This is a genomic window from Klebsiella sp. CN_Kp088 (assembly GCF_040064335.1).
In the GTDB taxonomy this organism is placed as follows: domain Bacteria; phylum Pseudomonadota; class Gammaproteobacteria; order Enterobacterales; family Enterobacteriaceae; genus Klebsiella; species Klebsiella aerogenes.
In genome coordinates this window covers 74,955-98,246 of sequence record NZ_JBEAIQ010000027.1, presented here as the reverse complement: position 1 = coordinate 98,246, position 23,292 = coordinate 74,955, and the positions used below count along the sequence as shown (strand labels likewise).

23 protein-coding genes are annotated in these 23,292 nt (G+C 57.5%); 12 read left to right on the top strand and 11 right to left on the bottom strand.

Annotation, left to right across the window (positions count from 1 at the left end):
* Genes ABLV08_RS17310 through idi form a run of 4 tightly spaced genes read left to right on the top strand, consistent with a single transcriptional unit; the run spans position 1 to position 3,421 of the window.
* Complete coding sequence (locus tag ABLV08_RS17310) at positions 1-1,494, top strand: UbiD family decarboxylase (protein ID WP_348856076.1); 1,494 nt, start codon at positions 1-3, stop codon at positions 1,492-1,494.
* A gap of 11 nt (positions 1,495-1,505) precedes the next feature.
* Entirely contained in the window at positions 1,506-2,084 is a 579-nt protein-coding gene (locus ABLV08_RS17305; RefSeq protein ID WP_032709106.1) for a UbiX family flavin prenyltransferase, read from the top strand.
* Between the two features lie 12 nt (positions 2,085-2,096).
* Positions 2,097-2,813: a DUF554 domain-containing protein gene (locus tag ABLV08_RS17300; RefSeq protein WP_004144724.1), complete on the top strand. Its 717-nt coding sequence runs from the start codon at positions 2,097-2,099 to the stop codon at positions 2,811-2,813.
* A 53-nt stretch (positions 2,814-2,866) separates the two neighbouring features.
* Positions 2,867-3,421, top strand: a complete 555-nt coding sequence (gene idi, locus ABLV08_RS17295; protein WP_015703418.1) for an isopentenyl-diphosphate Delta-isomerase — start codon at positions 2,867-2,869, stop codon at positions 3,419-3,421.
* Between the two features lie 106 nt (positions 3,422-3,527).
* Here idi and lysS read toward each other — a convergent pair whose 3' ends face one another.
* From lysS to xerD, 5 genes are all read right to left on the bottom strand, one after another.
* Positions 3,528-5,045, bottom strand: a complete 1,518-nt coding sequence (gene lysS / locus ABLV08_RS17290) for a lysine--tRNA ligase (RefSeq protein ID WP_015369798.1) — start codon at positions 5,043-5,045, stop codon at positions 3,528-3,530.
* A gap of 9 nt (positions 5,046-5,054) precedes the next feature.
* A protein-coding gene (gene prfB, locus ABLV08_RS17285; protein ID WP_096335406.1) for a peptide chain release factor 2 occupies positions 5,055-6,153 on the bottom strand; the annotation gives its coding sequence in 2 pieces (ribosomal slippage) (positions 5,055-6,077 and positions 6,079-6,153; 1,098 coding nt in all).
* 85 nt (positions 6,154-6,238) lie between these two features.
* Entirely contained in the window at positions 6,239-7,972 is a 1,734-nt protein-coding gene (gene recJ / locus ABLV08_RS17280; RefSeq protein WP_015369796.1) for a single-stranded-DNA-specific exonuclease RecJ, read from the bottom strand.
* 5 nt (positions 7,973-7,977) lie between these two features.
* Positions 7,978-8,691, bottom strand: coding sequence for a bifunctional protein-disulfide isomerase/oxidoreductase DsbC (gene dsbC, locus ABLV08_RS17275; RefSeq protein ID WP_015369795.1), 714 nt, complete (start codon positions 8,689-8,691; stop codon positions 7,978-7,980).
* A gap of 22 nt (positions 8,692-8,713) precedes the next feature.
* Complete coding sequence (xerD, locus tag ABLV08_RS17270; protein ID WP_015703420.1) at positions 8,714-9,610, bottom strand: site-specific tyrosine recombinase XerD; 897 nt, start codon at positions 9,608-9,610, stop codon at positions 8,714-8,716.
* 100 nt (positions 9,611-9,710) lie between these two features.
* On the opposite strand from xerD, the gene fldB reads away from it, so the two are divergent.
* Positions 9,711-10,232: a flavodoxin FldB gene (fldB, locus tag ABLV08_RS17265; RefSeq protein ID WP_015369793.1), complete on the top strand. Its 522-nt coding sequence runs from the start codon at positions 9,711-9,713 to the stop codon at positions 10,230-10,232.
* A 7-nt stretch (positions 10,233-10,239) separates the two neighbouring features.
* On the opposite strand, the gene ABLV08_RS17260 is transcribed toward fldB, so the two are convergent.
* Entirely contained in the window at positions 10,240-10,650 is a 411-nt protein-coding gene (locus ABLV08_RS17260) for a protein YgfX (RefSeq protein ID WP_015369792.1), read from the bottom strand.
* A complete protein-coding gene (gene sdhE, locus ABLV08_RS17255; RefSeq protein WP_015369791.1) occupies positions 10,631-10,897 on the bottom strand; it encodes an FAD assembly factor SdhE in 267 nt (88 codons plus the stop codon). Before sdhE ends, ABLV08_RS17260 begins: the two co-directional genes overlap by 20 nt.
* A 223-nt stretch (positions 10,898-11,120) precedes the next feature.
* Between sdhE and ygfZ the strand changes: the two genes are divergently transcribed.
* The gene (ygfZ, locus tag ABLV08_RS17250) at positions 11,121-12,104 is read left to right on the top strand and encodes a tRNA-modifying protein YgfZ (protein WP_015703421.1); all 984 of its coding nucleotides are present in this window, start codon (positions 11,121-11,123) and stop codon (positions 12,102-12,104) included.
* Between the two features lie 254 nt (positions 12,105-12,358).
* Here ygfZ and ABLV08_RS17245 read toward each other — a convergent pair whose 3' ends face one another.
* Positions 12,359-13,018, bottom strand: a complete 660-nt coding sequence (locus tag ABLV08_RS17245) for a hemolysin III family protein (protein ID WP_008806429.1) — start codon at positions 13,016-13,018, stop codon at positions 12,359-12,361.
* Positions 13,019-13,182: 164 nt separating this feature from the next.
* Complete coding sequence (gene yqfB, locus ABLV08_RS17240; protein ID WP_348856075.1) at positions 13,183-13,494, bottom strand: N(4)-acetylcytidine aminohydrolase; 312 nt, start codon at positions 13,492-13,494, stop codon at positions 13,183-13,185.
* Positions 13,495-13,544: 50 nt separating this feature from the next.
* On the opposite strand from yqfB, the gene ABLV08_RS17235 reads away from it, so the two are divergent.
* The 6 genes from ABLV08_RS17235 (at position 13,545) to ABLV08_RS17210 (ending at position 19,475) form a co-directional block, all read left to right on the top strand.
* Positions 13,545-14,279, top strand: a complete 735-nt coding sequence (locus tag ABLV08_RS17235) for a MurR/RpiR family transcriptional regulator (protein WP_015703423.1) — start codon at positions 13,545-13,547, stop codon at positions 14,277-14,279.
* Positions 14,280-14,392: 113 nt separating this feature from the next.
* The gene (gene bglA / locus ABLV08_RS17230) at positions 14,393-15,826 is read left to right on the top strand and encodes a 6-phospho-beta-glucosidase BglA (RefSeq protein WP_032712496.1); all 1,434 of its coding nucleotides are present in this window, start codon (positions 14,393-14,395) and stop codon (positions 15,824-15,826) included.
* A 124-nt stretch (positions 15,827-15,950) separates the two neighbouring features.
* Positions 15,951-16,310: a copper resistance protein gene (locus tag ABLV08_RS17225; RefSeq protein WP_015369786.1), complete on the top strand. Its 360-nt coding sequence runs from the start codon at positions 15,951-15,953 to the stop codon at positions 16,308-16,310.
* A gap of 49 nt (positions 16,311-16,359) precedes the next feature.
* Entirely contained in the window at positions 16,360-18,369 is a 2,010-nt protein-coding gene (locus tag ABLV08_RS17220) for a protein-disulfide reductase DsbD domain-containing protein (RefSeq protein WP_348856073.1), read from the top strand.
* Between the two features lies 1 nt (position 18,370).
* Positions 18,371-18,982 carry a DsbA family protein gene (locus ABLV08_RS17215; protein WP_348856072.1) on the top strand — a complete coding sequence of 204 codons (612 nt, stop codon included), beginning with the start codon at positions 18,371-18,373 and terminating at the stop codon, positions 18,980-18,982.
* The gene (locus ABLV08_RS17210; RefSeq protein ID WP_063410822.1) at positions 18,972-19,475 is read left to right on the top strand and encodes a protein disulfide oxidoreductase; all 504 of its coding nucleotides are present in this window, start codon (positions 18,972-18,974) and stop codon (positions 19,473-19,475) included. Before ABLV08_RS17215 ends, ABLV08_RS17210 begins: the two co-directional genes overlap by 11 nt.
* A gap of 26 nt (positions 19,476-19,501) precedes the next feature.
* Here ABLV08_RS17210 and ABLV08_RS17205 read toward each other — a convergent pair whose 3' ends face one another.
* Together ABLV08_RS17205 and gcvP are read right to left on the bottom strand one after the other, a co-directional pair.
* Positions 19,502-20,245 (bottom strand): SDR family oxidoreductase, encoded by a 744-nt coding sequence (locus ABLV08_RS17205; protein ID WP_020077975.1) that lies wholly within the window; start codon positions 20,243-20,245, stop codon positions 19,502-19,504.
* 60 nt (positions 20,246-20,305) lie between these two features.
* Complete coding sequence (gene gcvP, locus ABLV08_RS17200) at positions 20,306-23,179, bottom strand: aminomethyl-transferring glycine dehydrogenase (RefSeq protein ID WP_015369781.1); 2,874 nt, start codon at positions 23,177-23,179, stop codon at positions 20,306-20,308.
* Positions 23,180-23,292: the final 113 nt, after the last annotated feature.

The window sequence follows — 23,292 nt, the reverse complement described above, 5'->3', positions numbered from 1 at the left end:
ATGGCACACTCAGATAAAAAAGCGCCGTCATCGGTGCACGATTTACGCTCTGCCCTGGCGCTACTAAAAACGCTACCTGGCGAGTATGTTGAAACCGATACTGAAGTCGATCCCCACGCCGAGCTCTCCGGCGTTTATCGCTACGTGGGCGCCGGCGGTACCTGCCAGCGTCCGACGCGTAAGAACGGCCCGGTGATGGTATTTAACAATATTAAGGGCTTCAATGACATTAGCGTAGCCATCGGTCTGAACGGTTCACGCCAGCGCATCAGCCAGTTCCTGCAGTGCGAACCGGCGAAACTGGGTCACCTGTTGAAAGACTCCGTTGAAAATGCCATTGCCCCGACCATGGTGCAGGGCGCGGCGGTATGCCAGGAAGTGGTGCACCTCGCCAGCGATGATGATTTCGATCTGCGCAAACTGCTGCCTGCGCCAACCAACACCGAAGAAGACGCTGGCCCTTATATCACCATGGGCCTGTGCTATGCCTCCGATCCGCAAACCGGTGAATCCGATATCACCATTCATCGTCTGTGCGTACAGAGCCGCGATGAACTCTCAATGTGGCTGACGCCGGGCCGCCATATCGATGCCTTCCGCATGAAGGCGGAAGCGGCGGGGCAGCCGCTGCCGATCTCGATTAGTATCGGCGTGGACCCGGCTATCGAAATCGCCGCCTGCTTTGAACCGCCGACCACCCCGCTGGGCTTTGATGAGCTAAGTATCGCCGGCGCGCTGCGCGGCCATCCGGTGGAGATGGTGCAGTGTAAAACCATTAATGAAAAAGCCATCGCCCACGCTGAAATCGTTATCGAAGGCGAACTGCTGCCGAACGTACGCGTGCGTGAAGATCAAAACACCAATACCGGCCGCGCCATGCCGGAGTTCCCTGGCTATACCGGCGAAGCCAAAGAGGCGATTCCGGTCATTAAAGTTAAAGCGGTTACCCATCGTATCAACCCCATCTGGCGCACCACCGTCGGGCCAGGCGAAGAACATGTCAACATGGCCGGGATCCCGACCGAAGCCAGTATTCTCGATATGGTAGAACGCGCCATGCCGGGCAAATTGCTCAACGTCTTCGCCCACTCGGCGGGCGGCGGCAAGCTGCTCGCGGTGCTGCAATTCAAAAAGTCGTCCCCAGCCGATGAAGGCCGCCAGCGCCAGGCTGCGCTACTGGCGTTCTCCGCCTTCCCGGAACTCAAACACGTTATTCTGGTAGATGAAGATGTTGATATTTTCGATAGCGACGACGTGCTATGGGCGATGCAAACCCGTTACCAAGGCGATGTCGATACCGTGGTGATCCCTGGCGTACGTTGCCATCCGCTCGACCCATCGCAGGTGCCGGAATACAGCCCCAGCATTCTGCAGCAGGGAATGTCGTGTAAAACCATTTTCGACTGCACCGTACCGTTCCATCTGAAGCACAACTTTGAGCGCTCTAAGTTCAAAGCGGTTGATGTAAAACGTTTCCTGCCGGATTTCGAATAAGGGCAAATACCATGACACCACGCATCATCATTGGCATTAGCGGCGCTTCCGGATTCCAGTACGGCGTCAAAGCGCTGGAGCTTCTGCAGCCGCAGGCGGTAGAAGTGCACCTTGTGGTCTCCAAAGGCGCGGAAAAGACCTGCGAGCTGGAAACGGACTACCGCTTAGACGAAGTGATGGCGCTGGCTGACGTGGTACACCCTATCAACCATCTGGGCGCATCTATCTCCAGCGGATCGTTTAAAACGCTGGGGATGTTAGTCGCCCCCTGCTCAATGCGGTCATTGGGCGCTATCGCCCACTGTCTCACCGATAATCTGCTCACCCGCGCGGCGGACGTGGTGCTGAAGGAACGCCGTCGGCTGGTGTTGTTAGCGCGCGAGACCCCGCTCAACCTCGGCCATATACGCAATATGGCGGCGGTTACCGAGATGGGCGGCATCATCTTTCCACCGGTTCCGGCGCTCTATCAACGCCCGCAAAGCGCAGATGACATTATTACCCATAGCGTGAACCGCGCGCTCGACCTCTTTGACCTTGAGGTCAATAACATCCCACGCTGGGGTGAAGGCGCGCTGCATTACGCGTAACAGGAACTCGCAATGTTAATTGGTCCATATGTAAATGGTTCCGCCGTGATCATCGGCGGATTGATCGGCGCCATGGCCGGAGGCAAACTTCCGGAACGCGTCAAAACCGCGCTACCGATGACCTTTGGTCTCTGTTCCGTCGGCCTGGGCATCACCCTGGTACTGAAGGTGAAATATATGCCGGCGGTAGTGCTGGCAATGGTACTCGGCGCTTTCCTCGGCGAACTGCTGCATCTGGAAAAACGCATCGGTAGCGCGGCGGGTTCAACGCGCGGCTTGATTAATAAAGTTCTGCCGCCTGTTCAGGGGTTAGGACATGAGGAGTTCACCGAAAAATTCGTCGCTATCCTGGTGCTGTTTTGCGCCAGCGGTACCGGTATTTTCGGCGCTATGACCGAAGGTATGAGCGGTGATCCGTCGATCCTGTACATTAAAACGATCCTCGACCTGTTCACCGCCGGGATATTCGCAACTCTGCTGGGTTACGCGGTGATGACCATCGCTATCCCGCAGATCGTCATTCAGGTGGCGCTGGCGATGCTGGCGGTGTTTATTCTGCCGATGATCACCCCGTCAATGATGGCGGATTTCTCCTGCGCCGGTGGATTGCTGATGGTAGCGACCGGATTGCGTATCTGTAACATCAAGCTTTTCCCGGTCGCCAACATGCTACCAGGGCTTGTTTTGGTAATGCCTTTCTCCCATTTATGGGCTACCCTAGTGGCCTGAGTACATGACCCGGCGGGTTTGTGCCGGGTCATTTATTTTTTTCAGGAGTCGTCATGGCCGGGGAACACGTCATTTTGCTGGATGAGCAAGATAAACCCACAGGTATGCTGGAGAAGTATGCCGCCCACACGCTCGATACCCCTTTGCATCTCGCGTTTTCCTGCTGGTTGTTCAATGAGCAAGGCCAGTTCCTGGTCACGCGCCGCTCGCTTAGCAAAAAAGCCTGGCCTGGCGTGTGGACTAACTCAGTGTGCGGACATCCGCAACAGGGCGAAACCTTCGAGCAGGCCGTCACCCGGCGCTGCCGCTTCGAACTGGGCGTCGAGATCGCTGATATTGCCCCCGTCCACCCGGCCTTCCGCTACCGCGCCGTCGCACCGAATGGCATCGTCGAAAACGAAGTCTGCCCGGTTTTTGCCGCACGCGTGGTCAGCGAACTACAACCTAATGATGATGAAGTGATGGATTATCAGTGGGTTGAGCTGCCGGAAATGTTAAGCGCGCTGGCCGCTACCCCGTGGGCCTTTAGCCCGTGGATGGTGCTGGAAGCCAAAAACAAAAACGCGCGTCAGGCGTTGATAGACTTTGTCGCGCGTTTACGCGCGTAACCGCGAGTGACAAGCATTAACGACCCGGGCTACGCCAGCGACGAACCTTGACATCAAATATAAAAAAACCCGGCAAGCCGGGTTTTTTGCTTTTCGCGAAAAGCGATTATTTCTGCGGACGCATCGCCGGGAACAGAATAACGTCGCGGATGGTGTGGCTGTTAGTGAACAGCATCACCATACGGTCGATACCGATGCCCAGACCGGCGGTCGGCGGCAGGCCGTGTTCCAGCGCGGTGACGTAGTCTTCGTCGTAGAACATCGCTTCGTCGTCGCCGGCGGCTTTCGCATCAACCTGATCCTGGAAACGCTGCGCCTGGTCTTCCGCATCGTTCAGCTCGCTGAAACCGTTACCGATTTCGCGGCCGCCGATGAAGAATTCAAAGCGGTCGGTGATTTCCGGGTTCACGTCGTTACGACGGGCCAGCGGAGAAACTTCTGCCGGGTATTCGGTGATGAAGGTCGGCTGGATCAGATGCGCTTCCGCCACTTCTTCGAAGATCTCGGTCACGATACGGCCCAGACCCCAGCTCTTCTCAACTTTGATGCCGATAGACTCAGCGATCGCTTTCGCGGAATCGAAGTTATCCAGATCCGCCATCTCGGTTTCCGGACGGTATTTCTTGATAGCTTCACGCATGGTCAGTTTTTCAAACGGCTTGCCGAAATCGAAAGTCTGATCGCCATAAGGCACCGCGGTATTACCGAGGATGTCCTGCGCCAGGGTGCGGAACAGGGATTCGGTCAGCTCAATCAGATCTTTATAATCCGCATACGCCATATAGAGTTCCATCATGGTGAACTCTGGGTTGTGGCGAACGGAGATCCCTTCGTTACGGAAGTTACGGTTGATTTCAAAGACGCGTTCGAAGCCGCCAACCACCAGACGCTTGAGGTACAGTTCCGGCGCGATACGCAGGTACATGTCCAGATCCAGCGCATTGTGATGGGTGATGAACGGACGCGCGGAAGCGCCGCCTGGGATCACCTGCATCATCGGGGTTTCCACTTCCATAAAGCCGCGGCCAACCATGAACTGACGGATGCCAGCCAGGATCTGCGAACGTACTTTGAAGGTGTTACGGGATTCGTCGTTGGAGATCAGATCGAGATAACGCTGACGATAACGCGCTTCCTGATCCTGCAGGCCGTGGAATTTATCCGGCAGCGGGCGCAGGGCTTTGGTCAGCAGACGCAGCTCGGTGCAGTGGATCGACAGCTCGCCGGTTTTGGTTTTGAACAGCTTACCGCGGGCGGCGATAATGTCGCCGAGATCCCATTTTTTGAACTGATCGTTGTAGACGCCTTCCGCCAGATCATCACGCGCGACGTACAGCTGAATGCGGCCGCCGACATCCTGCAGGGTAACGAAAGACGCTTTACCCATGATACGACGGGTCATCATGCGCCCAGCAACGGCCACTTCAACGTTCAGCGCTTCCAGCTCTTCGTTTTCTTTGGCATCGAAGTCAGCGTGCAGTTGGTCAGAGGTATGGTCACGACGGAAATCGTTCGGGAATGCGACGCCCTGCTCACGCAGCGCAGCCAGCTTCTCACGACGGGTTTTCAGTTCATTATTAAGGTCAATTGCCGCGTCAGCGCCCTGTGCTTGTTGTTCAGACATGTTGGTTCCTCATAACCCTGCTTTCAAACTTGCTTCGATAAATTGGTCCAGGCTGCCATCGAGCACCGCCTGAGTGTTGCGGGTTTCCACCCCGGTGCGCAGATCTTTAATACGCGAGTCGTCCAGCACGTAAGAGCGGATCTGGCTGCCCCAGCCGATGTCGGATTTGTTATCTTCCATCACCTGCTTCTCGGCATTTTTCTTCTGCATTTCCAGCTCATAAAGCTTCGCTTTCATCTGCTTCATGGCCTGGTCTTTGTTCTTGTGCTGCGAACGGTCGTTCTGGCACTGCGTCACTAACCCGGTCGGGATATGGGTAATACGCACCGCGGATTCCGTACGGTTAACGTGCTGACCACCGGCGCCGGACGCGCGGTATACGTCAATGCGCAGGTCGGCTGGGTTAATTTCGATATCGATATCGTCATCAACTTCCGGGTAAACGAACGCCGAGCTAAAGGAGGTATGACGGCGGCCGCCGGAATCGAACGGGCTCTTACGCACCAGGCGGTGAACGCCAGTTTCAGTACGCAGCCAGCCGTAGGCGTAATCGCCAATGATTTTGATGGTCACGGATTTAATGCCCGCGACTTCACCTTCGGATTCTTCGATGATTTCGGTCTTAAAGCCGCGCGCTTCCGCCCAACGCAGGTACATGCGCATCAGCATGCTGGCCCAGTCCTGGGCTTCGGTGCCGCCGGAACCGGCCTGAATATCGAGATAGCAGTCGGCGCTGTCATATTCGCCGGAGAACATGCGGCGGAACTCAAGCTGCGCCAGCTTCTCTTCCAGCCCGTCCAGCTCGGCAACCGCTTCGTTGAAGGTCTCTTCGTCTTCGGCTTCTACCGCCAGCTCCAGCAGTCCGGCGACATCTTCCAGACCCTGGGTCATCTGATCCAGCGTTTCGACGATAGCTTCCAAGGAAGAACGTTCTTTGCCCAGCGCCTGTGCGCGCTCAGGTTCGTTCCAGACGTCCGGCTGTTCCAGCTCGGCGTTTACTTCTTCGAGACGCTCTTTCTTCGCATCGTAGTCAAAGATACCCCCTAAGAACGTCGGAGCGCTCCGTGAGGTCCTGAATGCGGTTTTTTACCGGATTTATTTCAAACATGGTCGGTTTCTTTTAATGGATTTGTCAAAATGCGGTGATAAGAGCGGAATTCTACCGGATTCGCGCCCTTATTAATACACTGTTGTCAATTTGGCCAGAGGTGATCGATGATCAGCTGCAGGCTGCGGTTGCCGCGGAACTCGTTGATGTCGAGCTTGTAGGCTAACTGTACTTCACGCACGCCGTTATCCGGCCAAATGGAAGTATCGATGTTGAAGGCAATACCGTCCAGCAGCGGCCCGCCGTCAACCGGTTCGACCATCACCTTCAGGTGACGCTCGCCCACCAGCCGCTGCTGCAGCAGGCGGAAACGGCCATCAAACAACGGTTCCGGGAACATCTGCCCCCATGGCCCGGCATCGCGCAGCATCTGCGCCACTTCCATGCTCATCTCCGCCGCCGCCAGCGGGCCATCGGAAACCACCTCGCCCTGCAATAATGCGGGATCCAGCCACTCGGTCACCAGCTCGCCGAAGCGCTGTTGAAACTCTTCAAAACGCGCCTCTTCCAGCGATAAGCCCGCCGCCATCGCGTGGCCGCCAAACTTCAGGATTAACCCAGGATAAAGCGTATCAAGGCGCTCCAACGCATCGCGCATGTGCAGCCCCTGAATGGAGCGGCCAGAACCTTTGAGCGTGCCGTCGCCGGTAGGCGCAAAAGCGATAACCGGGCGATGGAAGCGCTCTTTAATCCGTGATGCCAGGATGCCGACTACCCCCTGATGCCATTGCGGATGGTACATCGCCAGCCCGCCGGGCAGGGTGTCGCTACTGCGTTCCAGCTGCTGGCACAGAGTCAGCGCTTCGGCCTGCATCCCCTGCTCAATCTCTTTGCGCGTCTGGTTAAGCGCATCGAGCTCATTGGCCAGCACCCGCGCTTCGCCGATGTTATCGCACAGCAGCAGTGCAACGCCGACGGACATATCATCCAGCCGCCCCGCAGCATTCAGGCGCGGCCCGAGGGCGAAACCGAGATCGCTGGCGGCAAGCTTTTGCGGATCGCGGTTGGAAATTTCCAGCAGCGCTTTAATGCCTGGCCGACATTTTCCGGCGCGAATGCGGCTTAACCCCTGCCAGGTCAGGATGCGGTTGTTAGCATCTAACGGCACCACGTCCGCAACGGTGCCCAGCGCCACTAAATCCAGCAGCTCGGCAAGGTTTGGCGCGGCGATACCGCGGGCCTCGAACCAGCCGTTATCGCGCAGGAAGGTGCGCAGCGCCAGCATCAGATAAAACGCCACCCCGACCCCGGCCAGTGATTTTGACGGGAAGTCGCAATCGCGCAGGTTAGGGTTAACGATGGCCTCCGCCGCCGGCAGCGTATCGCCCGGCAGGTGGTGATCGGTCACCAGCACCGGGATACCGAGCTTATGGGCGTGATCGACGCCGGCATGTGATGAAATACCGTTATCGACGGTCATGATCATCTGCGCGCCGCGCGCGTGCGCCTGCTCGACCACTTCCGGGCTTAAACCATAGCCGTCTTCAAAACGGTTCGGCACCAGATAGGAAACGTTGCCGTAGCCCAGCGCGCGCAGCGCCAGCACGCTGAGCGCGGTACTGGTGGCGCCGTCGGCGTCAAAATCGCCGACCACCACAATATGTAACCCTTTCTGGAAAGCGTCATGCAGCATTTCAACGGCTTTTTCAACGCCGGTGAGTTGCGTCCATGGCAACATGCCTTTGACGCCGCGTTCCAGCTCCTGCGCGCTGCGCACGCCGCGGCTGGCATACAACCGCTGCAGTAGCGGCGGCAGGTCGGCGGGGAGGTCGACGCCATCAACCGCCTCGCGGCGGCGTAGTTGTATCTGTTGTTTCACGCGAATCAGTTACCGCTTGTCTGTTTTTGATGCTCGTCGAGGAAAGCTTTAAGCTCTTTCGGCCCCTGATAGCCCGGCAGCACCATGCCGTTGCTGAGAACCATCGCCGGGGTGCCGTTGACGCCCATTTGCACCCCGAGGGTATAATGTTTGGCGATATCTACGCTGCAGCTCGCCGGCTGTACGCCCTTACCGTTCATGGCGTCATCCAGCGCTTTGTTGCGATCTTTCGCACACCAGATCGCTTTCATGTCCTGCTCGGCCTGGCTTTGCAGCCCCTGGCGCGGGAAGGCCAGATAACGCACGGTGATCCCCAGCGCGTTATAGTCGCTCATCTGCTCGTGCAGCTTGTGGCAGTAGCCGCAGGTGATGTCGGTAAAGACGGTAATGACATGCTGCTCCTTCGGCGCTTTATAGACAATCATCTCTTTGGTTAAGGCGTTCAGCTTGCCGACCAGCAACTGGTTGGTGACGTTAACCGGCTGCGCGCCGCTAACGTCATACATCGGTCCCTGAATAATGTGTTTGCCATCGTCAGTGACGTACAGCACGCCGCTGTCGGTGAGCACCGTGCTCATCCCGGAAACCGGCGACGGTTGGATATCGGTGCTCTGCACACCCAGTTTCGCCAGCGACTGTTTGATCGCCGCGCTATCGGCATGCGCCGCGCCGGAGAGTGAAGCCGCCAGCAGGGTGAACATCAATAAACCTTTTTTCATACTCAGTCCTTTTATTCAGCACTCACGCCCGCGGGTGATGCTGTTGATGAAGTTGTCGTAAACGTTCGGTCGCCACGTGGGTGTAGATCTGCGTGGTGGAGAGATCGCTGTGTCCTAACAGCATCTGTACCACGCGTAAATCGGCGCCGTGATTGAGCAAATGCGTGGCAAACGCATGACGCAACACGTGCGGGGAGAGCTTCGCGCTGTCGATCCCCGCCAGTACGGCATAGTGTTTAATGCGGTGCCAGAATGTCTGGCGCGTCATCTGCTGCGCGCGCTGGCTGGGGAAAAGCACGTCCGAAGCCACGCCGTTCAGCAGCCACGGGCGGCCGTATTCAAGGTAATTTTCTACCCATGACACCGCCTCTTCGCCCAGCGGCACCAGCCGCTCTTTGTTGCCTTTACCAATGACCCGCAGTACGCCCTGTCGCAGGCTGATATCGCTCATCGTCAGGCCAACCAGTTCGGAGACGCGCAGGCCGGTGGCATACAGCACTTCCAGCATCGCCTTATCGCGCAACTCCAGCGGCTGCTCCACCAGCGGCGCCTGCAGCAGACGCTCAACCTGCGCCTCGCTGAGATCTTTCGGCAGCCGCTGCGGCAGCTTCGGCGAAGCCAGCAGCGCGCTGGGATCGTCCGGGCGGACTTTCTCCCGGTACAAATGCTGGAAGAAGCGGCGCACGGCGCTAAGCAGCCGCGCGGTACTGGTCGCTTTGTAGCCGCCGGTTTGCCGCTCGGCCAGCAGCGCCTGTAGATCGTCGCTGCCGACGCTCGCCAGCGACAGCCCGCGATGATGCAGCCACTCTACTAACATCGTCAAATCGCGGCGATAGGCGCTGAGCGTGTTCTCCGCCAGATTACGCTCCAGCCAAAGGGCATCGAGAAACTGTTCAATTTGTGCCAGATCCTGTTTCACATCGGCCTCTTTGTTCGTTATACGCCCTCATTATGCCTTAAGAGGCCGCCTTTCTGGTACACTGGGCGCAATTCACGGCAAGAATTGAGACGTTTACGCGATGAATATAGGTCTTTTTTACGGCTCCAGTACCTGCTACACCGAAATGGCCGCGGAAAAAATCCGCGATATCATCGGCCCCGAGCTGGTGACGCTGCATAATCTGAAAGATGACTCCCCCGCGCTGATGAGCCAGTACGACGTGCTGATTCTCGGCATCCCGACCTGGGATTTCGGCGAAATTCAGGAAGACTGGGAAGCGGTCTGGGAACAGCTCGACGCCTTAGATCTGAATGGCAAAATCGTCGCGCTGTACGGCATGGGCGATCAGCTTGGTTACGGCGAATGGTTCCTTGATGCGCTGGGGATGCTGCACGATAAGCTGGCGACCAAAGGCGTGAAGTTTGTCGGCTACTGGCCAACCGAGGGCTATGAGTTCACCAGCCCGAAACCGGTTATCGCCGATGGCCAACTGTTTGTCGGCCTGGCGCTGGATGAAACCAATCAGTACGACCTGAGCGATGAGCGCATCCAGAACTGGTGCGAGCAGATCCTCGGCGAAATGGCGGAGCACTTCGCCTGATCCTGAGTTAGTCGTGCGCCGGTTTTTGCAGCACCAGCCGGCGCAAATCCCGCCATTCTCCCGCATCCATACTATCCGCCGCCACCCACAAATGCTGGCTACGGCCGGTTTCCGCATGCTTCAGGCGCAGCAGCATCCCGCTGCTGATAACCCATGGCGTCCCGACGATATCCCATTCCGTTTTTTGCCACCGTAAACGGGAATCGATCAACAGCTTAATTTCTCCCTGGCAGGCGTGGATCCGCCGCTGGCTGCGCACGCAGTCAAACACCACCAGCGATAGCAACAGGAGCCAAATCGGGGTGTAGCTTAACGGCCAGGGCATGAGCAGCACTATCGCCGCCACCACCCCGTGCAGCAGCAGCGAGAACCACTGCGAACGCCAGGAAATACGTAAATCAGATTGCCACAGGACCACGTTCCCGATTCCGAGTCTGGATTAAATTAATCATCCGTTGAAGTTGCGCATCTGCCGGCTTGCCGTGATTCATCAGCCAGTTAAACAGATCCGGATCATCGTTCTCCAGCAAACGGATGAACAGGCGCTTGTCGTCATCGCTGAGCGTGTCGTACTCATACTCGAAAAACGGCATGATGGAGATATCGAGTTCGCGCATACCGCGGCGGCATGCCCAGTGGATGCGAGCTTTGTTGTTAATGTCCATGTTGTCCTTCCAGCATCAAGATATAGCTTAGTTTAACCCTTTTTAGGCACTTACTTTACAGTAATATCGCCTTGTGCGAGCAGCATTCCATAAAAGCCCAAAATCCGGTTGGCTATTCACCGCATCCTGAGGGCACAAATGGCTTGCCGAAAGCGCTTGCATTGCACCATAGCTCTTTTACCATTAGTCATTCACTCTGCGTTAAGCTATTCAGGATATGACTATGGCTTTTACACCTTTTCCTCCGCGTCAGCCCTCTTTTTCCGCTCGTCTGCCGTTAACGCTGATGACGCTGGATGATTGGGCGTTGGCGACGATTACCGGTCCGGATGGCGAGAAGTATCTGCAGGGGCAGATCACCGCCGATGTCAGCCATTTAACCGCCGATCAGCATCTGCTTGCCGCGCACTGTGATGCCAAAGGCAAAATGTGGAGCAACCTGCGCGTCTTCCACCGCGACGGCGGTTTCGCGTGGATTGAGCGCCGCAGCCTGCGCGAAGCGCAGCTGACCGAACTGAAAAAATATGCCGTCTTCTCCAAAGTCACCATCGCCGCAAACGACGATCTGGTCCTGCTGGGCGTTGCCGGTTTCCAGGCGCGCGCCGCGCTGGCTCCATTGTTCGCCGCGCTGCCGGACGCTGGTAAACCGGTGGTCACCGAAGGCGTGACCAGCCTGCTGTGGTTTGAACATCCTGCCGAACGCTTCCTGCTGGTGACCGATGCCGACACCGCCAACCGGGTGACAGACGCGCTGCGCGGCGAAGCGCAGCTTAACAACAGCCAGCAGTGGCTGGCGCTGAACATCGAGGCCGGTCTGCCGGTTATCGACAGCGTAAACAGCGCGCAGTTCATTCCGCAGGCGACCAACCTGCAAGCGTTGGGCGGTATCAGCTTCAAGAAAGGCTGCTACACCGGCCAGGAAATGGTCGCCCGGGCGAAATTCCGCGGCGCCAATAAACGCGCGCTGTGGACGCTGGCGGGTACCGCCAGCCGGGTGCCGGAAGCCGGGGAAGATCTGGAGCTGAAAATGGGCGACAACTGGCGCCGCACCGGTACGGTGCTGGCAGCCGTACAGTTGGATGACGGAAGCCTGATGGTCCAGGTGGTGATGAATAACGATATGGAACCGGACAGCGTGTTCCGCGTGCGTGATGATGCCGGCAGCCTGAGCATCAAGCCATTGCCGTATTCGCTGGAAGAAGATTAAGGAACAGTTCCCGGCTTACGGCGCTTGCGCCTTAGCCGGGCTACCAGCCTGCAGAATATCGTGACCGCGGCAAGCGCAGCGCCATCGTGGAATTTCCAGACCGCAGAATATCGTAGCCACGGTAAGCGCAGCGCCACCGTGGAATTTACAGGCCGCAGAATATCGTAGCCACGGTAAGCGCAGCGCCACCGTGGAATTTCCAGGCCGCAGAATATCGTAGCCACGGTAAGCGTAGCGCCGCCGTGGACGTTTGATCAGGACTGGCCGACGTAAAGATAAATCGCCAGGAAGTGACACACGCTGCCGCCGAGCACGAAGCCGTGCCAGATAGCGTGGTTATAAGGAATACGTTTGCAGACGTAGAAGATGACCCCCAGCGAGTACACCACCCCGCCAACCGCCAGCAGCGTTACCCCGCCCACCGCCAGCTTCACCGCCAGTTGATAGACCACGATAAGCGACAGCCAGCCCATCGTCAGATAGGTCACCAGCGACAAAATTTTAAAGCGGTGCGCGATAGTCAGCTTAAACAGGATCCCCAGTAGCGCCAGGCTCCAGATGACAATCATCAACCCCTTTGCCAGCGGCGAATTCAATCCCACCAGCAAAAATGGCGTGTAGGTTCCGGCAATCAGCAAGTAGATGGCGCAGTGGTCGAATTTCTTGAGCCACTGTTTCGCCCGCTGATGCGGGATAGCGTGATAGAGCGTGGAAGCGAGGAACAGCATAATCATACTGCCGCCGTACAGGCTGTAGCTGGTGATCGCCGTCGCGCTGGCGTTCGTGTCTACCGCCTGCACCAGCAGCAACACAAGGCCGACAATACCGAACACCAGCCCGATCCCGTGACTGATGCTGTTGGCAACTTCCTCTGCCAGAGAATATCCCTGAGTGATTAATGGTTTGCGAACCATATTTTGACTCCGTGAAAACAAGAACGCTTTCATTGCCCACTTAGGTTAACTGAGAATGATTCCAGTGAACACCTGTTAGCTAAAATAAAACGATGTATATTTGTAAACACATTAAAATCATAGTGTTACAACAATATTTCAACTAACAGTTGTGCTGGTTTTATTTAAAGGCGTTTGAATTCAATAACATAAAACCGATCTTCCGCAGGATAGATTTCACTGATGACCTCCCGCAGTTGTTCGAGGGTCATATTCTCCTGTTGAGCATGCTGTTCAGTTAGCGTGTCGAGGGTCACCGTCGAGGTCGCGGTAACGGCGATAGTGCAAAAGTAGCCGTCATCTTCATAGCGTCCGACGCGCAGCACGTCACCGGGCTTAAAGTGCGACTCCGCCGCATCGCGAATGGTGATCGTTTTGCGCCCGGCGAGGATGTCGTCCTGAAAACGCTGAAAAAAGGTAATGTCATTAGCCTGCATGATATAATTCCGTCCTGGTCTTTATGAATTGTGAGTTCGCCACTGTGAGTATGTTCTCCCACGCCGCTGTCGCCAGTCTCAATAATCTTGAGATGATGGTCTACCACTACGTCATTAAGAATCGTGACAAAGTGATGTACATGACTATTCGCGAACTGGCCGAGGCTGCCGGGGTCTCCACCACCACCGTGTTGCGCTTCTGCCGCAAACTGCAGTGCGAGGGCTACTCTGAATTTCGCGTACGCTTTAAATTATATCTTGAGCAGAATGAGCCTCAACAGGCAAATATCGGCGCCAGCGAAATAATGAGCTTTTTTAAAAGCGTCAATAATGACGAGTTCGATCAATTGCTCGAACAAGCCGTCGATATTATTCTCTCCTCCGAGCGTATTATTTTCGTCGGCGCCGGTACTTCCGGCGCGCTGGCGAAATATGGCGCGCGCTTCTTTTCCAACGTCGGGAAATTCAGCAACCATATTGACGATCCTTATTTCCCGGTCACCAATGACATGGCTCGCAACGCGCTGGCGATTGTGCTTTCCGTCTCCGGTGAAACCGAAGAGATCCTGCGCTTTGCCAGCCAGTTCAGCCTGCATCACTGTAAGGTGATGTCGATTACCAGCCATGAACATTCGCGGCTGGCAAAACTGGCTGATTTCAATCTCTCCTGGCACGTGCCGCAAACGCGCATCGGCGGCGTTTACGATATTACAACACAGATTCCGGTGATATATATTCTCGAATCCCTGGGGCGTAAATTAGCGCGCAAAATCGGCTTAAAATAACAGCCTGTTTTTTCGATGTAACATATTACCTTTAGCGGGATTTGTTATATCGTGACATTCAATTTCGCTTTGCTAGACTCAATCGCAATAGTTATTCATAGAGATTAGCAAAGATGAAAAAATTGACTCTTCCCAAAGACTTTTTATGGGGCGGCGCGGTCGCCGCGCATCAGGTTGAAGGTGGCTGGAATAAAGGCGGCAAAGGCCCCAGCATCTGCGACGTTTTAACCGGCGGGGCGCACGGCGTGCCGCGCGAAATCACCCAACAGGTCGAAGCGGGTAAGTATTACCCTAACCATGAAGCGGTTGATTTTTACGGCCACTACAAAGAAGACATCAAATTGTTCGCCGAGATGGGTTTCAAATGCTTCCGCACCTCTATTGCCTGGACCCGCATCTTCCCGCAGGGCGACGAAACTCAGCCAAATGAAGAAGGGCTGAAATTCTACGATGACATGTTTGATGAACTGCTGAAGTACAACATCGAGCCAGTGATCACCCTTTCCCACTTTGAAATGCCGCTGCATCTGGTACAGCAGTACGGCGGTTGGACCAACCGCAAAGTGGTCGATTTCTTTGTGCGCTTCGCCGAAGTTGTCTTTGAGCGCTATAAGCACAAAGTGAAATACTGGATGACCTTTAACGAGATCAATAACCAGCGTAACTGGCGCGCGCCGCTGTTCGGCTACTGCTGTTCCGGCGTGGTCTATACCGAGCATGAAAACCCGGAAGAGACCATGTACCAGGTGCTGCATCACCAGTTCGTCGCCAGCGCGCTGGCGGTGAAAGCGGCGCGCCGCATCAACCCGGAAATGCAGGTCGGCTGCATGCTGGCGATGGTCGCCCTCTACCCTTACTCCTGCAAACCGGAAGATGTCATGTTTGCCCAGGAGTCGATGCGCGAACGCTATGTCTTTACCGATGTCCAACTGCGCGGCTACTACCCGAGCTACGTGTTGAATGAATGGGAACGCCGCGGCTTCAACATCAAGATGGAAGACGGCGACGCGCAGATCCTGCGTGAAGGCACCTGCGCCTATCTCGGCTTCAGCTACTACATGACCAACGCGGTGAAAGCCGAAGGCGGCACCGGCGATGCCATTTCCGGCTTCGAAGGCAGCGTGCCGAACCCGCATGTGAAAGCCTCCGACTGGGGCTGGCAGATTGACCCGGTTGGCCTGCGCTACGCCCTGTGCGAATTGTATGAGCGCTACCAGAAGCCGCTGTTTATCGTGGAAAACGGCTTTGGCGCCTACGACAAAGTAGAAGCCGACGGCAGCATCAATGATGACTACCGCATCGATTATCTCCGCGCCCACGTCGAAGAGATGATTAAAGCGGTGACTTATGACGGCGTTGATCTGATGGGTTATACCCCATGGGGCTGCATCGACTGCGTCTCCTTCACCACTGGCCAGTACAGCAAACGCTACGGCTTCATCTACGTTAATAAACACGACGACGGCACCGGCGACATGTCCCGCTCGCGCAAGAAGAGCTTTAACTGGTACAAAGAAGTCATCGCCAGCAACGGCGAGAATCTGTAATTAACCGCCCTCTCCCGGCCGGGAGGGGGCAAATCACTTATCCGCCAGACACTTCTTTACAGCTTTACCATTGCTAAAACGCGTTCGCCCGATAAGATAGGCCTCGTGAATATTTGAGGCGACCATGATTAAGCGACAACGCAAAGCCATTCTTCTTGTACTCCTTGCCTGCCTGGTGGTGCTGATCTGCACCGCCCAGAGAATGGCGGGGATGCATGCGTTGGTGATGAACGTCACGGCCGCCAGCCAATCCGCTCAACCTGGCCCGGATAATGCCGAGGCGCCGGTTTCCCCCTGCGAACTCAGCGCCAAGTCGCTGATGGCCGTTCCGCCGATGCTGTTTGAAGGGGCGCTATTAGCGATCGCTCTGCTGCTGGCGGTGCTGGCGGCCATCCCGCCGCGCATCGAGCGAATCTGGCCTCCCCGCGTCATTTCTCCTCCCCGATTGCGGGTGCATCTACGATTATGCGTCTTCCGTGAGTGATTAATTCTCCTGACAGCTCAGGTTAATTTATTACTTACGGAGAAAATTTATGTTTATGGTATTCAGGCGACTGCTGGTCTGCCTGCTTTGGCTATGGCTGCCCGTCAGCCAGGCCGCCGATAGCGGCTGGCTGCGCGCCGCCGACAATCAACACGCCAGCGTGCGCCTGCGGGCGCAAAGCGAAAGCAATGGCGACACCCGCCTGCTTTTAGACGTAGCGCTGGAAAAGGGCTGGAAAACCTACTGGCGTTCGCCGGGCGAAGGCGGCATCGCGCCAGCTATCGCCTGGCACACGCCGCTGGAGGTTAACTGGCGCTGGCCGACGCCGCAGCGCTTCGACGTCGCGGGTATTTCCACTCAGGGGTATCACGGCGACGTCAGCTTCCCGATGACCCTGCGCGGCAAAATACCGCCGACGCTCAGCGGCGTACTGACGCTCTCTACCTGCAGCAATGTCTGCATTCTCACTGACTACCCCTTTTCGCTGGATATGACGGCTCCGGCGGGAGAGCGTTTTAATTACGATTTCACCCGCGCGATGGGCACGCTGCCCCTGCGCGACGGTCTCACCTCGGCGCTTAGCGCCAGCTACGTCAGCGGAAAGCTGACGGTAACCGCCCGCCGCGATGCCGGCTGGCAGCAGCCAGCGCTGTTTATCGACAGCATGGAGGATGTCGATTTCGGCAAGCCGAGCTTTACCAGCCGCGGCGATACATTGACCGCCACCGTACCGGTCACCGATAGCTGGGGCGAAGCGGCGCCGGATCTGAGCGGCAAAACGCTGTCGCTGGTGCTGGCTGATAGCGGCCAGGCGCAGGAAAGCCATATCGCCATCGCCGCCGGCAGCGCCGCGCCGGGGCTGGCGTTAGGCTGGGTGCTGCTGATGGCGCTGGCCGGCGGGCTTATCCTCAACGTCATGCCTTGCGTGCTGCCGGTGTTGGCGATGAAACTCGGCTCATTGGTGCAAACCGAACGTCGTGAACGCGGCGCGGTGCGGCGGCAGTTCCTCGCCTCGGTATGCGGAATCGTCGTCTCCTTCCTGGCGCTGGCGCTGATGATGACCGCGCTACGTTTAGGTAATCAGGCGCTCGGCTGGGGGATCCAGTTCCAGAACCCGTGGTTTATCGGCGCGATGGCGCTGGTGATGGTGCTGTTCAGCGCCAGTTTATTAGGGCTGTTCGAAATCCGTCTCTCCTCCAACGCCAGTACCTTCCTCGCCACCCGCGGCGGCAACGGCTTAATGGGCCATTTCTGGCAGGGCGCCTTCGCCACTCTGCTGGCGACGCCCTGTACCGCGCCGTTCCTCGGCACCGCCGTTTCGGTGGCGCTGGTAGCGCCGCTGCCGCTGCTGTGGGGGATTTTCTTCGCCATGGGGATCGGCATGAGCCTGCCGTGGCTGCTTATCGTCGCCTGGCCGGGTCTGGCGCAACGACTTCCACGTCCAGGCCTCTGGATGAATCATCTGCGCGTGGTGTTGGGGCTAATGATGCTTGGTTCAGCGCTATGGCTGGTTAGCCTGCTGACGATCCACATCGGCCGTACGCCGGTGCTTACCCTGCTGGTGATTCTGGCCATCGTCCTGCTCCTGGCCACCGCCTGGCGCTACCGCTGGCGTACGGCGCTGCGCGCGGGCGCTCTGGCCATCGTGGTGGCGGGCGCCGTCGCCTTTGTCGCACAACAGGACGGCCAGGGCCCGCGCCGAGACCGGGTTAACTGGCAGCCGCTCAGCGAGCAGGCTATCGCTAACGCCCTTGCGGAGCATAAACGGGTATTTATTGATGTCACCGCCGACTGGTGCGTGACCTGTAAAGCCAATAAATACAACGTGCTGCTGCGGGATGACATCCAGCAGGCGCTATCAGCGCCAGATGTGATCGCCTTACGCGGCGACTGGAGCCGCCCCTCCGCTGACATTAGTCATTTTTTAACCGCACGCGGCAGCGCCGCGGTGCCGTTTAACCAGATTTACGGACCGGGATTGCCGCAGGGACAAATTCTGCCTGCGCTGTTAGACCGCGAACAACTTCTCGCCACCCTGTCCGCCGCTAAAGGAAAATAACATGAGAGCTATCACCGCCTTATTACTGCTGTGCGTATCGGCCTTCAGCTTCGCCGCCCCGGCGGAAGAACCACAATCGAACGGTAATGACCAGTTAGCCCAGCTGCTGTTTAACGATCCGAATAGTCCGCGCACCGGCGCGAAAGAGCCAAAACTCACAATCGTCTCGTTTACCGATTACAACTGTCCTTACTGCAAACAGTTTGATCCGATGCTGGAAAAAATCGTCCACGATAATCCGGATATTCAGCTCATCGTTAAGCTGCTGCCGTTTAAAGGGCAGAGTTCGGTGAATGCCGCTAAAGCCGCGCTCTCCACCTGGCGTCAACAGCCCGATAAGTTCTGGGCGCTGCATCAGCGGCTGATGGCGAAAAAAGGCTATCACGATGACGCCAGCATCGCCGCCGCGCAGAAGAAAACCGCCACCGATAGCGTGAATATCGATGACAAGACCATGGATTCGCTGAAAATGAACCTGTTTTTGTCGCAGGTGCTGAATATTCAGGGCACCCCGGCGACCATCATCGGCGATCAGATGGTGGCCGGCGCGATCCCTGCTGAAGACCTGGAGGGGCTGGTGAAAGAGCAGCTGGCGAAAGCCCGTGGCCAGTAAACTCAGGCGCTGGCTACGCGAGCTGGCGGTGTGGCTGCTGATTGGCGCGGCGGTGAGCCTGGCGGTGGATTATTTTCGCCAGCCCGCGCTGCCGCAAAACTTCAGCGCCACATCGCTGCAGACACTCGACGGCAGGACGCTGGATCTGAACGCCATGAGCCAGCAAAAGCCGCTGCTGCTGTACGTCTGGGCGACCTGGTGCGGAGTCTGTCGCTATACCACGCCGTCGGTGGCATCGCTTGCCGCCGACGGCGGCAATGTGCTGACGGTAGCCCTGCGTTCCGGCGATAACGCCGCGCTGGAGAAGTGGCTGACCAGGAAGAAAATGGCGCTGCCAACGGTGAATGATCCAAGCGGTCAGCTGGCGCGGCAGTGGGATATCCAGGTAACGCCAACGCTGGTGGTCATTTCTCAAGGTGAGGTGAAGTCGGTTACCACCGGCTGGACCAGCAGTTGGGGAATGCGCCTGCGGCTGTGGCTGGCCTCCTGGTAGACCGCCGGGCAATAGACATCTACGGGTTATTTACCGCCCGCCAGTTCGAGGAAGCTACCCGTCACATACGACGCTTTGTCGCTCAGCAGCCAGGCAATGGCCTGAGCGACCTCTTCCGGCTGGCCGCCGCGCTGCATCGGTAGCGAATTTTTTACCCGGTCCACGCGTCCCGGTTCGCCGCCGGAGGCGTGCATCTCGGTATAAATCAGCCCCGGACGCACGCCGTTTACCCGAATCCCCTGCGCCGCCACCTCCAGCGCCAGCCCGGTGGTCAGAGTATCTACCGCCCCTTTCGACGCGGCATAGTCAACGTACTCTCCCGGCGCGCCAAGGCGCGAGGCCGCCGACGAAACGTTAACTATCGCCCCGCCCTTGCCGCCATGCCGATGCGACATGCGCTTTACCGCCTCACGGCAACAGAGGAAGTAGCCGGTGACGTTGGTGGCCAGCACGCGGTTAATACGCTCGGCGCTCAGGCTCTCCACCGTACATTGGGTAAACAGGATCCCGGCGTTGTTGACCAACGCCGTCAGCGGTTCGCCCATACGGTCAATCGCCTCAAACATCGCCATCACCTGCGCTTCATCGCTGATATCCGCCCGCAGCGCCGTGGCTTTGCCGCCAGATTCAACTATGGTATTGACCACTTCGGTGGCGGCTTTAATGTTGTGATGGTAATTGACCGCGACGGTATACCCTTCCTGCGCCAACAGCAGCGCCGTCGCCCGGCCTATGCCGCGGCTCGCGCCGCTAATCAGAGCTATCGCCATACCTTCCCTCCAAAAAATAAAGGCGCCGCAGCGCCTTTAAAAGTTTAGCTAATTAGCCACTTACTGGTATTCGCTCATCGGTACGCAGGAGCAGAACAGGTTACGGTCGCCGTAGACGTCATCCAGGCGTTTCACCGTTGGCCAGTACTTGTTGTGCAACCCAGCCGGGAATACCGCCAGCTCGCGGCTGTACGGATGGTTCCACTCGCTCACCAGCTCGCCCTGGGTGTGCGGCGCGTTCACCAGCGGGTTATCTTCCAGCGGCCATTCACCGGCTTTAACGCGATCGATTTCCGCGCGGATCGCCAGCATGGCGTCAATAAAGCGGTCCAGTTCTACCTTGCTTTCCGATTCCGTCGGCTCAACCATCAGCGTCCCGGCGACCGGGAAGGACATGGTCGGCGCATGGAAACCAAAGTCGATCAGGCGTTTAGCAATATCCAGCTCGCTAATGCCGGTCTCTTCTTTCAGCGGACGAATATCAAGAATACATTCGTGCGCCACGCGACCATCGCGGCCGGTATAGAGCACCGGGTAAGCATCTTTCAGCCGGGTAGCGATATAGTTGGCGTTGAGAATCGCGTTCTGGCTCGCCTGCTTCAAGCCTTCCGCGCCCATCATGCGAATATACATCCAGCTGATCGGCAGAATGGAAGCGCTGCCGAACGGCGCGGCGGAAACCGCGCCCTGGCGGGTCAGCATGCCTTCAATTTGTACCACGCTGTGGCCCGGTACAAACGGCGCCAGGTGCGCTTTCACGCCGATAGGGCCCATACCCGGACCGCCACCGCCGTGCGGAATGCAGAAGGTTTTATGCAGGTTGAGGTGCGAAACGTCAGCGCCGATAAAGCCCGGAGAAGTGATCCCGACCTGGGCGTTCATGTTGGCGCCATCGAGGTAAACCTGGCCGCCGAATTGATGCACTATCTCGCACACTTCACGGATGGTCTCTTCATACACGCCGTGGGTCGACGGATAGGTGACCATGATGCAGGAGAGATTCGCCCCTGCCTGCTCTGCTTTTTCACGCAGATCGGCAAGATCGATGTTGCCGTTTTTATCGCAGGCAACGACCACTACCTGCATACCCGCCATCTGCGCGGAAGCCGGGTTAGTGCCGTGTGCGGAGCTTGGGATCAGGCAGATATCGCGATGGCCTTCGTTGCGGCTCTCGTGATAGTGGCGAATCGCCAGCAGGCCAGCATACTCGCCCTGCGCGCCGGAGTTCGGCTGCATACAGACGGCGTCATAGCCGGTCAGTTTCACCAGCCAGTCTGAAAGCTGGGCGATCATCTGATGATAACCTTCCGCCTGCTCGACCGGGCAGAACGGGTGCAGCTCGGCAAATTCCGGCCAGGTGATCGGGATCATCTCCGCTGCGGCGTTCAGTTTCATGGTGCAGGAGCCCAGCGGGATCATCGCCTGGTTCAGCGCCAGATCTTTACGCTCCAGCGCGTGCATATAGCGCATCATCTCGGTTTCGCTATGGTAGCGGTTAAACACCGGATGGGTGAGGATCGCATCGTCGCGCAGCATCGCCGCCGGGATCGAACGGCTATCCAGCGCCACGTCTTTATCCAGGGTATCGATATCCAGACCGTGATCGTCGCCAACGATGGCGCGGAACAGGTTCAGCACATCTTCGCGGGTGGTCGCTTCATCGAGCGTAATGCCAACCGCGCCGTGAATATCGCTACGCAGATTAATCTGCAGCGCTTCGGCACGCGCCAGCACCGCGGCTTTATCCGCCACTTCGACGCAAAGGGTGTCAAAGTAGTGCGCATGGCGCAGCTTCAGCCCTTTCTTCTGCAGGCCGTCGGCCAGAATGTCGGTCAGGCGATGAATGCGGCCAGCGATACGTTTCAGGCCCGCCGGGCCGTGGAAAACCGCGTACAGGCTGGCGATGTTGGCCAGCAGAACCTGCGAGGTACAAATGTTGGAGTTCGCTTTCTCGCGGCGGATATGCTGCTCGCGAGTCTGCATCGCCATGCGCAGCGCGGTATTACCCGCCGCATCTTTCGATACGCCGATAATACGGCCCGGCATGGAGCGTTTGAATTCATCTTTCGCGGCGAAGAAGGCCGCGTGCGGGCCGCCATAGCCCATCGGCACGCCGAAACGTTGAGCGGAGCCGAAGACAATATCGGCGCCCTGCTTGCCCGGCGCCGTCAGCAGCACCAGCGCCATAAAGTCGGCGGCGACGCTGACAATCACTTTGCGCGCTTTCAGCTCGGCGATCAGTTTACTGTAATCGTGGATTTCACCGGTGGTGCCAACCTGCTGCAACAGCACGCCAAAAACATCCTGGTGATCGAGCACTTTGTCGGCGTCATCGACAATCACGTCGAAGCCAAAGGTTTCCGCACGGGTGCGAACCACATCCAGGGTTTGTGGATGAACGTCGGCGGCAACGAAGAAGCGGTTGGCGTTCTTCAGTTTGCTCACGCGTTTGGCCATCGCCATCGCTTCGGCGGCGGCGGTGGCTTCATCAAGCAGCGAAGCGGAAGCGATATCCAACCCGGTCAGATCCAGAGTGACCTGCTGGAAGTTGAGCAGCGATTCCAGACGGCCCTGGGATACTTCCGGTTGGTAAGGGGTGTAGGCGGTGTACCAGCCCGGGTTTTCCAGCATGTTGCGCTGAATGACCGGCGGCAGTTGTACGGCGGTGTAGCCCATGCCGATGTAAGACTTGAAGCGCTTGTTGCGACCGGCGATCGCCTTCAGCTCCGCCAGCGCGGCGAATTCGGTAGTCGCGTCGCCCACCTGTGGTGGGGTCGCCAGCTGGATATCCTGCGGCACAATCTGGCCGATCAGGGCGTTAAGCGAATCCGCGCCGACGGTCTTCAGCATCTCTTGCTGCTGCTGAGCGTCCGAGCCAATGTGACGTTCAATAAAGGCGTCGCGGTTTTCAAGCTGACTTAAAGTCTGAGTCATGAGCGATGGTTCCTGAAACGTGCGGTGAATCGTGATTGTCTCTACTTACCTGAATTGCCCGGTGGCGCTAGCGCTTACCGGGCCTACAAAGTTCGTAGGCCGGATAAGCGCAG